Origin of the sequence: Streptomyces sp. NPDC002870 (assembly GCF_042888505.1) — a bacterium.
Classification (GTDB): domain Bacteria; phylum Actinomycetota; class Actinomycetes; order Streptomycetales; family Streptomycetaceae; genus Streptomyces.
The window spans coordinates 1-4,016 of the sequence record NZ_JBIAPW010000082.1 but is presented as its reverse complement, the minus strand read 5'-3'; the positions used below and the strand labels follow the sequence as shown (position 1 = coordinate 4,016).

4 protein-coding genes and 1 pseudogene are annotated in these 4,016 nt (G+C 66.5%); 2 read left to right on the top strand and 3 right to left on the bottom strand.

Translation table 11 applies throughout. The features are described 5' to 3' along the window. Positions 1–203 (bottom strand): annotated as a pseudogene (locus ACFYWY_RS38080) (hypothetical protein); the annotation flags it as partial. Positions 204–742: 539 nt separating this feature from the next. Between ACFYWY_RS38080 and ACFYWY_RS38075 the strand changes: the two are divergent. Next, the gene (locus tag ACFYWY_RS38075; RefSeq protein ID WP_389196079.1) at positions 743–868 is read left to right on the top strand and encodes a hypothetical protein; all 126 of its coding nucleotides are present in this window, start codon (positions 743–745) and stop codon (positions 866–868) included. 252 nt (positions 869–1,120) lie between these two features. On the opposite strand, the gene ACFYWY_RS38070 is transcribed toward ACFYWY_RS38075, so the two are convergent. Together ACFYWY_RS38070 and ACFYWY_RS38065 are read right to left on the bottom strand one after the other, a co-directional pair. After that, complete coding sequence (locus ACFYWY_RS38070) at positions 1,121–1,873, bottom strand: alpha/beta fold hydrolase (protein ID WP_389196076.1); 753 nt, start codon at positions 1,871–1,873, stop codon at positions 1,121–1,123. A gap of 253 nt (positions 1,874–2,126) precedes the next feature. Further along, complete coding sequence (locus ACFYWY_RS38065) at positions 2,127–2,684, bottom strand: hypothetical protein (RefSeq protein WP_389196073.1); 558 nt, start codon at positions 2,682–2,684, stop codon at positions 2,127–2,129. 703 nt (positions 2,685–3,387) lie between these two features. On the opposite strand from ACFYWY_RS38065, the gene ACFYWY_RS38060 reads away from it, so the two are divergent. Beyond that, positions 3,388–3,651: a hypothetical protein gene (locus tag ACFYWY_RS38060; protein ID WP_389196070.1), complete on the top strand. Its 264-nt coding sequence runs from the start codon at positions 3,388–3,390 to the stop codon at positions 3,649–3,651. Positions 3,652–4,016: the final 365 nt, after the last annotated feature.

Genomic DNA, 4,016 nt, shown 5'->3' with positions numbered 1-4,016 from the left:
CCGTTCCAGCTCGAAGCATCCGCGAACGCCCCATGCTCAAGCACAATCGTCGGCTTCGGCTCCGACACCGACGCAGTGGCCGCACCGGCAGTACCAGTACCGGACAGGGCAGCGGCCCCGAGGGCAGAAACAACAGCAGCAGCGGCCACGGTAACCATCACAGAGCGCTTGAACGACCGGTTGGCCGAGGACTTGCGGTTCATGTGCTTTTCCTTCACTCGAAAGAGGCGGATGAGGTACGGGGCTGGGCGGCGGCGCGGAGCCGTGCCGCGAGCATGTGGGACGGTTTCCCCGCCTACAGACGAGCGTTGCCCACGCGGGGAGGGGACGCGAGTCGGAGGGGAGACAGGCTGCGCAGGGGTGCTGTGCATGACTCTCCCTCTCAGCTAAAGGCTGTTTCGTTCGCTTTAAGCAACCGTAGGCCCTGTCGCCTACTAACGCAAGTGGTTAGCTTTTAGTGCGAGCGGTGGTGGCGCGGCCTGGCCCTGGGGTGTGAGACCAGCAGCGTCCGGTCGCAAGGTCGTCGGTGATGTGCACCCCTTGCGACATCGCTGCTGTGCGGGGCACCCACGGTGCAGGCGGACCACAGTCCACCGCAGCGACCGGCCAAAACGCCCCGAGCTCCTGGTAGCTCCGCTCAGAACCGCCGCTGCCGACGCGACGTAGCGGCACGTAGTTGCGCGTCCTGATCAGTCCTGATTCAGAACGGGAGGCGCGAGCGAACCCAGACAGGAGCAGAGTCATGAATCTTCGAGCACTCAGGCGCCATCCCTCTGCGGCAGCCGCTGCTGCCGTCGGCACACTCGTGCTGATCGCTGGAGTGGCCACCCCGGCTGCGGCCGGCATATCGGAGCCCAGCATCGCGTAGCGGTGCCCAGGACCCCCGCAAATGTGCCGCTGTGGCTGTGCACCAAAGGCAAGTACTCGACGGTACTTAGCGCAAAGTACTTCTTTGAGGACAATAGCGGCAGGAAGTTCAAGTCCGCCGTCGTCAAGCCGGGCGGGGACTGCTGGAAGACCTAGCAGCGCCTGGGCATACGTCACGCCGCGCCGGTCCTGCTCATGGCCCGGGTTGCGGTCAGAGCTGCCGGGGACCGGTCCGGGATCCGACCCGCACGGATCACGAATCCAGATCTGCCCAGAACTTCTCCAGAGCGACGGCCGCGGTGCGGGGTTCCTCCAGCATCCACCAGTGGCCGAGACCTTCGAGGGGTTCGAAACGCGCTCCGAGGGTGGAGGCCACCGCTGGTGAGGCGGCGTCGTCGAACGGGTCGAGCGTCGGGTGGATGACCAGGCCCGGAGCCGTTGTCGGAGACGTCAGCTCTGTCCCCCAGTGTGCGAACGGATTGGGGGTCGCGGAACGGTACAGGGCGAGGATGGACGAGGCCATCGTCAGATCGAAGTCCTCGCCCATGGACCGTGCGTCGTCCTCGGGAACGCCGGCCGCTATGAGCTGACCGGCGGCGCTGAGGGCACTGCCGGGATCGGAAGCTTCCAGCGTGGAAGTCGCCCAAGCCTCCCCAGAGCCCGGTGTCTGCCAGAGCTGGGCAATGTCGTGCCATGCGTAGTCGGGGTGGAGGATGCCGGCAACGTCCATGGCCCAACTGCGCAGAGCGACGGTGGATCTGGTGGCGACCCGCGCCACCAGAAGGCCTCCCCAGTCGTGTCCCACGAGATCGATCGGGCCGTCGAGCTTGTGCAGTTCCCCTTCCACCCACTGCACGTACTCGTCCATGGTCGACTCGAATCCATCGGGACGGGAGGCGCCGAAACCCGGAAGCCGCAAGGCAACCGAGTCGGTGCTCAGACAGGTCCGCAATCGATTCCACAGGTGACTGGTCTCGGGTACGCCGTGGACGAATACAGCCGTCATGAAATTCTTTTCCCTCCAGGAGGCAACGGATGGCCGTGTCAAGTGATTCATGAATGGCAACGGCAGTCTCACGGAGCCGGTTCATTGGTCCTTGCCTTTGTGAACACGAGCACCGATTTGCCTGGCCGCGTCGGCTCAGAATCTCGCCAGGGGCTCGACAAGGCCCTGACGTCGGCGTGCCGCCCTCACCGGCGCAGGAACGGCGCTGTCTCCTCGGCTCCGCACCGGAGCCCGGACCACACGCGCGAGGCCGTCAGCCGCTCTGAGCGTTCCGAAGGCCCGTTGTGTCGTGAGAGGACAGCTGCACGCTTCTGGCAGAGGGCTTGATCCACTTGCGGCGCAGTGCGAGCAGCTCGTCCGGGGCGGAGAGGTCACGAAGGGCGATGCCGAGGTCCGCCAACCAGACGTCCGCACGCCACTGTGTGTGACCGATGTCGGCCATGTACCGGTCGAGGAAGGCAACGAGCGCGGTTTCGGGGTCTCCGAAAAGGTCCGAGAGTAGTGCACAGAGGTCTTCGACGACGGCCTCGTCCCCTGCCTCGCGGGTAAGGTGATCGATTCCCTGGCGCAGTCGTCGTACCGTCGATCCGTCACCGTAGGGTTCGACGACCATCACGTTCTTCGCAGGCCGAAGATATCCGGCTGTCTCGATGATGTGCCAGAAGAGGAATTCGTCGCTGCCCGGGATCTCGTTGAGCAGCCTGCCGAGGGCGATCCTGTGCGCCGTCCGGTCGTTGCTGAAGTTCATGTGAGCCGCCTGAAGATGGAGAAGTCGGTGAAGCCTGTGTCTTGTGGTGCCGTCGGCGCCCACTGTCGGGTGGGGCGCCGGGCTGCCGGGTCCGCGCCGTCGAGGCGATGAAGTCCTGAGCCGCTGGCATGCGGCACCCCGGATCCCGCGGTGCGGAAGCCTGTCGCTGCGGCCTGTGGCCCTCGTGGCGCCGGTTCCGGGACAAGGCGTCGGAACCGGCGCTGCGGAGAAGGTGGTCCGCAGCGGGCACTACGTGCTCGTGGGCCGACTGGTTCACCGGCAGACGCTCTGGCATGCGGAAGCACGCCGGCCTTCCGTGGAGGAGCACCGCAGTCGGTGTGGCCGCTCCAACCGATTCACTGCTGTGGTTCGTCACCGGTCACAGCCTCGCCTGACCGTGGTCGCGGTGAACCGGATCGACCCCAGGCTCGTAGGAATCACAGCAGCGACCTACGCATCAGGCGCGGGTAGCACGACCGAGGGACAACCATGAGAAGGCCATCGCCGGCGGCGTCGCTGGTATCAGTATGCGTCGTAGCCGCAGCGGCCTACGTGGTGCTCCGGGGACGGCACACCGATCGGCGCCACGTGCTGTCGGCGGCAGAAGGTGGCCGGCTGAGCGAACTCTCCGACACCATCGCCGCGTACGTATCCATGCTCTCGACGTGTGCCGTGCATTGGACCGACCCGGGTATGCCGATGGAACGTTGAAGCATCGGCCCGTCTCCCAATCAACCCGACCGCACATCACGGCGAAGGACACACAATGAACGGCGCACACACGAGTGATGCCTACGACACCATCAACAGCCTTGGAAGTGGTGACACGGTACTGGTGACACGCACCCTGTCCGGCGGCCAGGTATTCCGCTTTCGCGGAGTTCTGGATCTCTCGGGCCCGGCCGGTGGGTTCACTGTCACGGGCGAGGACCCCGACACCGGATTCCGAACCACCGGGTACTTCCTCAGAGAAGACACAGCGGCAGGAGTCCTCCAGCAGGTCGAGCGGGTCGGCGCAGTCGCCGGGTAGCGCCGGATCGGGTCCGTGCCGTACCACCTCAACAGGGGCGGCGGTCCCAGGCATCCGTCCGCCTTCCGTGCTCCTGCGCAGCGGCCTGCATGGACTCCGCGGCACCCGTGCACGCAGCGCTCGCTGCCGCCCGGTATGGGTTGAGCGCCTCGACATCGACCGGCTGAAGCCCGGCACGACGGTGTCCGGCAGCGCGGTGTCCCGCACGGCGGTGGTCGACGGGGCGGCGGCCTTCGCGTACTGGACGGCGGCCGGGGGGGGGGGGGGGGGGGCGCGCGGGCCCCCCCCCCCCCCGCGGGGCCCCAAACGAACAATAAACGCAAAGCGGGGGGGGGCGCACCCCGCCCCCCCCAAAGAAACATAGG